Here is a 5,733-nt window from a genome sequence, read left to right on the forward strand (position 1 = left end):
CTTGAGTTTAAGGAAGATTGTTGCGCGACTGACCAGCACTTGCAATGCTAGCCAAGTCACGACTTCCCCAAACCGTTAACCATCAACGTTTGGAGCCTAAAAATTATGACACGAGGCGACGGCTACCCAGCAGGGGATGCCGCAACTCTTAATGATGCGCGACAAAAACCTTTGGTGAGTCGTCGCAGAATCGAGCATTTAAAAGCTCTCGCCTATGATTGCGGTCTCACGGCAGAAGAAGCCCGCAAATATGGAAAGCTCACCGCGACAAAAACTTGGGAAGCACTGCTGTCCTCGCACGGACTAGAGTTTGAGCCAAAATCTGAAATCATCAGCGACACCGTAGTGCCCGGTAATAGCGGACAAGCTCACTCAATCAATTTATTGGAGTGGGTCAATTTGTCGCAGCTATTGGCAGTTTCAGCAGCTACCGCGGGTCTAATTATCTTGCTGCTGAACCTGTGGCCTCGCATCAATCCGCTTAATCTGTTCCCGCAAGTCAAAATCACAATTCAAGTAGGGACAAAATAGATGAGTCTACAACTGCGCCTATTTGGTGGCGACCAATCCACTGCTGGCAAACTTTCAGCTAGCAATGATGGCAGCCACGCCATTGACAAATCCAAAGTGCTGGCAAGCACTGACACAAGCGTTATAACGCCACTTAACCCCGGTAATTTTTCAAGCATCCGCTCAGTTCCCGTTGTGCCAGACCCGCGCTACTTTGACCGCGAGCAAGCCGACAAGTTGAAAGAGTTAGCGAAGGAAAAGACAGACGGGGCCCGACAATCCAAGCGCGCTTACAAAGCTTTAACCAAGATTGAAGCAGCCGACAAAACAGTGCAAAAGGAACACCGCAAATACGAGGGGGCAGTTGCAGAAAACGAACTGGGAAAAAAGCGCGCCGATGTGGGGTTGGCTAAGAAACTGCACTCTATGCGCCCTGGCTATGCTCGCCTCGGCTTAGGAATTGACAAAGCAGACTCCGACGCCAGGACTCGGATTGATGAGATTAAAGCCAAGCTGACAGGAGGCTCAAACTAATGAGAGCGGCACAACTCGGTAATTATTTTATCGCCGGGTGCGCCGCTTCCTCCTTTCTAGGATGGGTAGCGAGTTTGCATCCTATGGCCACGAGAGCGATCGCATTCTTGGCAGCAGCAACTTTTATTTTGTGGTGTCTGTGCTGGCTCCTAGATTTCTCTGTTAGTGGCTGGCTCAAAATTTCTGTGCATAATCTACAAGCTATTTTGCTGGCAGGATTGGCAATTGCTGCTATTGGTGCGGGGGTGTTTCTATGCAGTTGAAAATGTGGATTTTGTCTGGAGCTGCGATCGCACTTTGGCTAGCCCCGCTCACCGCGCTTGATAAAAAAGTTGGCTGGCATAAGTCCGCACAAGGCTTGAGTCTAATGGCTGCTGTTGCTTGCGCCGTGACCGCTGGCAACATCGCCCGCGAACTGTCCGAGCAGGAGGAAATTGAGGAAATCAAAACCCGTGCCATCACTGCTGATGTGATAGATGAAATAGCGACAAGCGCTTACATTTCCCAGCAGCAGCGACAGCAGGAAGCGGAAGCAATTCTCAATCCAGTGGAACACTTAGAACGCTCTCTAGCACTTAGTTGTAACGATGATGAACGTTTAGAACCGATTGCTCAAAATCAACTAGCTGAACCAGAACAGAACGCTGAATCAGAACGTGCTGAACGAGCGCTGCAATTGAAGGCAAAGGGCTGGGGGAAAGCCAAGATAATTCTCGAAGTGTGGGGAGTGTCTAAAGGCGGCAGCCCAAAATATAAAGCTGCCGAGGCTGAATACAAGCGCTTGGTCGAGGATACTCAAGACAATTAAACTGCCTCCACGAAGGGTGTCACCCTTCGTGGCTTAGCAAGAACAACTGAAAACAACTCAACTGCGTGCTGGAAAGGTTAAACCCTTCCAGCGTTAGCGAGTACGACTGAAAACGAAAATGACGGGCGGTACCTGTATGCACTCAAAATCGCAAACCCGTAGGGTTTGTAATGCACAACACAGCACCCTGTTTAGCCTCAAAAACTGCTTTTTCTAGAACCCTCTCCCAGCAAGCGTTTCTCTCCAAAAACTCACTCGTCGATGTATAAGGTCGATGTGGTAGAGACTGGCTTGGGAAAACCAAGCAATTTCGGAGGTCGCTGAAGTGTTTGTAAGTGTTCGCGGAAGATTTAAATGTTCCGCGATCGCACTGCACACCTACAAGCCTTTCTAGATAAGGATTAGGTGTACTAAGGTGTTATGCGCAACCCTAGGGTTGATCCGTAGCACTTTGCCTCAAGTGGTCATTGTCAGGAGTCAGTCACAATCCAGTCACAGTCCATTTATCCTTTAAAATAATGCCAGTGGTATTTGATGTATTTCCATGTTTTATTTCACGGACTCTTGTAGGGGAGGTACTAGGCGCGGGATGTGGACGGGCGCCCCCAGCATTTTCTAATTTCTGATACGCATAAAAAAGTAAACACACCAAAAAACCGTCGCTAACTGATTGGTACCCAGGACTGCAACGGCTTTTGGCTCAAACTCGCTTAGGCGCGAGCTAATTTTTAATATATGTACGATGATTCTACTCTGAACAAGCACAAAGTTTCAAGCGTTCGTGGAAATCTTGTCTGCGCCACAAAATCTAATCCTTGTCCGCACTGTGGAAAACCAGATTGGTGCTACTCCATAGGCGAGCTGTCAGTCTGCAACCGCGACCAACCGCCCGCTACTGGTTGGGAGGCTACAAGCAAAACTGACAAAGACGGCAAAATTTATTACGCCCGTCCTCAAGAAAAGAAACCAGTGCGGCCGGCTCAGACTCGCTACTGGGAATATCCCGCTCGGGACGGTTCACCGCTGGTGAGGGTAAAGCGAATTGATTTTGGCGACGGGCGCAAAAAAGATATCAAGCAGGAACGCTGGGACAAAAACAAAAAAGACTGGGTGACGGGCTGGGGAAATATTGTCCGCGACAGCATCCCAATTTACCGTTACACCGAGGTCAGAGAGGCGATCGCAAAAGGCAAACAAATTTTCTTGGCTGACGGGGAACAATGCGCTGATGTTTTCTGGGAATTTAACTTAGCTGCCACTACCAGCATCGGCGGTATGGGTAAAGTTTCCCTTGCAACTTCCAAGGATTTACAGGGTGCACAAGTTGTCATCGTTCCCGACCGCGATGAACCAGGAATTAAGGATGCCGAGAAAGCTGCCGAATACTTCCCAGAGGCTAAGTGGCTCTATCCATTCCCAGGGAAAGACTGGGAACGTTTACCCAAAAGTGACGGGCTGGATATTTTTGATTGGATTAGCCAAGAAAATCTTGCACCCAGTGACATCAGAGCGGCGATAGGAGATAAGAAAATCTTCAAGGCTCCGGCTCAAACTTTACAGGCAACCTCAAATGTTGTTCCACTGCATCGAGTTCCAAGCCCTTCTCTCTCTAACTTGGGTGAAGAAATTGAAGAACTGTTAGACTCCGACCTCAAGAAATCTCAGATACAGGTTAAAATTTCCGAGCTTTCCCAAAGGTTTCGCATCCCTTCCGCAGATGTTTGGAAAATTTACCGCGAGCAGGAATCTGAACAAGAGCAAGAAGTCAGCCGAGAAGATACGGCCGCCGAAGTTGCGCGGTTGCTGGAAATTAAGCAGTCGAAAATCGCACTCTCAGAAATTTTGCCTGCAAAACTGGCAGAGCCGATAGAAAGGTTGGCAAAACTGCTGAACCTAAAACCTGAATGTTATTTAGCCGCACTTTTAACTCAAGTCTCAGCTTTATTTAAAGTTGGTACTGAAATTCGGCTTCGCCGCGATACCGATTACGTCTGCACCCCAAACTATTTCGCCGGCATCGTTGCAGAATCATCTCAGAAGAAGTCGCCAATCCTGAAAGCGATGCTTACCCGTCCAATGAAAGCCTTACAAGATAAGGCTCGCGAAGAATTTAAGGAAGCCTTCCAAGCTTATGAGGAAGAACATGCAGCTTGGAAGACTGCCAAAGGCGAAGACAAAGGACCCGCACCGAAAGAACCGCGACTAAGGCTTTACTCTCTCAATAAAACGACTGGTGAAGGAATTTTATACCAAGTTCAAGAATTCCCCGACCAAGCTCTAATGTACAAATGTGACGAACTCGCAGGACTATTTAAATCTGCAAATCAATACCGAGGCGGTAAGGGTTCTGATGAAGAGGACTTGCTCGAATTTTGGAACGGCACCGGCGCAACAGTTTTACGGGCAAAAGGCACAACAGCAGATTTAGACGGATTGCTACTGAGTATCTTTGGCACTATTCAGCCTGATGTGCTTGCAGGATTCCTGAAAGATTGCAGCGACTCTAACGGTAAATTTGCTCGATTCGATTTTGTCGTTCAGCCCTTGGCGGCCTCCGACTTGCCAGATGAAGATACAGAATTACCTGACACCACAACCCATATCTTGACCTCGCTCTACAAAAAAGTAGACGCTCTACCAAAACTAGAAATGGAATTTGACCGCGATGCCAAAAAACTTTTTGCTACATTCTACCGGGAAATAGAAAAGCAGCGCATGGTCGAGCCGAAACAAGGGACGCGGGCAATGTTGGGAAAAATGCCTGAAAAGGTTGGAAAAATGGCTGCCATTATTCACACCATTAATTGTGTTGTCAACGGTGTTGAAGTCAATCTGCTAATTCCCAAGTTTGCGGTGGAGGCAGCCATTAAATTTGTCAAATTCACTTCCGACCAAATAATCAACCTCTACACGGAGTTTTCCGACCGGACGGCGCTTGCTCCAAATTTGATGAAAATTTTTACAGCAGCAGAGCGACAAGGGGGGAAAATCACAGTCCGCGAAGCGCAAGACATTTTACGAGTAAAACAACAACGTCCGACCGCTCAAACAGTTCGCGAGTGGTTTTCTGAACTCCAAGAAATGAAGTATGGCGAAGTAGCTACAGTAAAAAAATCTACTTTTTTAACTTTAGCCGCAGCCACACGTGCCGCAGTAAGTCAAAACCTAGAGCCAGAGCGGGTTAAGGTCAGCCACAATAGCCCAAAACCATGTGCCGCAGATGCCGCAGTAAACGAAACTACTGCGGCACATTGTGGCACTATTGCGGCAAGTCATGTGCCGCAGTTGGAATCCTTGCCCAGTAAAGTTTTAAATACTATTGCGGCAAGTGCGGCACATATTTCACCACTTTCCGAAAAATCAGAAAGCTTATTGCTGAGTTACCTCACTGAACCCGCAGAATTTGCAGAACAAATCAGAAAGGCGATCGCAAATTGTGACCAGCTATTCGCCATTCAAATTTTGACCGCGCTCAAGGGCAAAGCAAAGGAAAAGTTGAAGGAAGAAGTTCGAGGCCATCTGACCTATCCTGAAAACGAAAACTTTAGACTTTTAGTGGTGGCGGGGTTTTTGCTAGATATGCGAGTCAAATACGTCGGCGACCCTCGGTACGCTGAACAGTATGAAGGGCTGGAGCTACAGGTTTACAAAATGGATGAACACTTCCAGATTACTTGTCGCAAGCCTGATGGCTATCTCACAACACGGATGAAGCCGGAGGAATTACAGAAACTGTAGTGGTCGAGGGGCTAGATGGGGAAATACCCCTTTCCCCGCCTAGCCCTAATTGCAGACTCTCCAGTCTCTGTCGCAGATGCGAGAATGTAAGCACTGATTTGGATGCCCAAATGCCTGCTGCACCGTTGCCCCAGAAAAAAGCT

Annotated in this window: 5 protein-coding genes; all 5 read left to right on the forward strand. The window is 47.9% G+C overall.

Annotated elements, in window-relative coordinates:
* Nucleotides 1-105 precede the first annotated feature (105 nt).
* Nucleotides 106-531, forward strand: coding sequence for a hypothetical protein (locus QUB61_RS37325; protein WP_333136224.1), 426 nt, complete (start codon nucleotides 106-108; stop codon nucleotides 529-531).
* Nucleotides 532-1,044, forward strand: a complete 513-nt coding sequence (locus QUB61_RS37330) for a hypothetical protein (RefSeq protein ID WP_333136226.1) — start codon at nucleotides 532-534, stop codon at nucleotides 1,042-1,044.
* Entirely contained in the window at nucleotides 1,044-1,307 is a 264-nt protein-coding gene (locus tag QUB61_RS37335; protein ID WP_333136228.1) for a hypothetical protein, read from the forward strand. The genes QUB61_RS37330 and QUB61_RS37335 overlap by 1 nt, the downstream gene beginning before the upstream one ends.
* On the forward strand, nucleotides 1,298-1,852 hold the full coding sequence (locus tag QUB61_RS37340; RefSeq protein WP_333136230.1) for a hypothetical protein: 555 nt from the start codon (nucleotides 1,298-1,300) through the stop codon (nucleotides 1,850-1,852). Before QUB61_RS37335 ends, QUB61_RS37340 begins: the two co-directional genes overlap by 10 nt.
* A gap of 735 nt (nucleotides 1,853-2,587) precedes the next feature.
* The gene (locus QUB61_RS37345; RefSeq protein WP_333136232.1) at nucleotides 2,588-5,590 is read left to right on the forward strand and encodes a DUF3987 domain-containing protein; all 3,003 of its coding nucleotides are present in this window, start codon (nucleotides 2,588-2,590) and stop codon (nucleotides 5,588-5,590) included.
* Nucleotides 5,591-5,733 lie beyond the last annotated feature (143 nt).

The sequence above is a fragment of the Microcoleus sp. C2D2 genome (assembly GCF_036702495.1).
Classification (GTDB): Bacteria; Cyanobacteriota; Cyanobacteriia; order Cyanobacteriales; family Microcoleaceae; genus Microcoleus.

Excerpts from the sequence above, each read along its gene's own strand:
- QUB61_RS37325 (WP_333136224.1), top strand. The coding sequence starts at position 106 with ATGACACGAGGCGACGGCTACCCAGCAGGGGATGCCGCAACTCTTAAT.
- QUB61_RS37330 (WP_333136226.1), top strand. The coding sequence starts at position 532 with ATGAGTCTACAACTGCGCCTATTTGGTGGCGACCAATCCACTGCTGGC.
- QUB61_RS37335 (WP_333136228.1), top strand. The coding sequence starts at position 1,044 with ATGAGAGCGGCACAACTCGGTAATTATTTTATCGCCGGGTGCGCCGCT.
- QUB61_RS37340 (WP_333136230.1), top strand. The coding sequence starts at position 1,298 with ATGCAGTTGAAAATGTGGATTTTGTCTGGAGCTGCGATCGCACTTTGG.
- QUB61_RS37345 (WP_333136232.1), top strand. The coding sequence starts at position 2,588 with ATGTACGATGATTCTACTCTGAACAAGCACAAAGTTTCAAGCGTTCGT.